The organism is Rhizobium sp. P1_C7 (genome assembly GCF_056406295.1).
Genome location: NZ_JBFUAL010000085.1, coordinates 1 through 502 on the forward strand (window position 1 = coordinate 1; position 502 = coordinate 502).

The 502-nt window shown below is 37.8% G+C and carries 1 protein-coding gene; it reads right to left on the minus strand.

Going from position 1 to position 502, the window contains the following annotated elements:
* Window positions 1-128 precede the first annotated feature (128 nt).
* Window positions 129-502 (minus strand): hypothetical protein (locus tag AC1D2R_RS32275; protein ID WP_477973892.1); only part of this gene is annotated, 374 nt, incomplete at its 5' end.

Here is a 502-nt window from a genome sequence, read left to right on the forward strand (position 1 = left end):
GGTGTTCCTGGCGAAATGAACGAAGCCAACATAATCGACGGCCCGGCAGTCCAAAACAAAATGAATGCAATCATGCTTATAGCAAAAAACTTTTTACAGATACTTTTATTCATTCATGCGCCTCCTGTTTATGGAGTATTTGATAGATATGTTTCCTCTAATGCCTTGATAGCCTCAGAATAATTCATCTCGTTCATCGCTTTTAACTCATCCCGTAATTTGTCATATTCCTCTTCAATCCAAATATGGTAATTGTTATTTTTCTCTTTCAAATAATCGTGGCTTTCCTGCGACATCTTATCTTCATCCTGGAACAAGTAAGTAAGTGTAAAGCCTACCAGTTGACGTTCATCGACATATTTACCGAATTCCTTTGAATGGTAAACGAATATATCCAATGAGTTATTTGTTCTTTCATAACCCAGATTGCCTTCAGTTGACGTCTTCCATTGTTTCCACTTTTCAGCGACCTTTGAAGCTTGATCAAGTTCCTCTTGAAGCC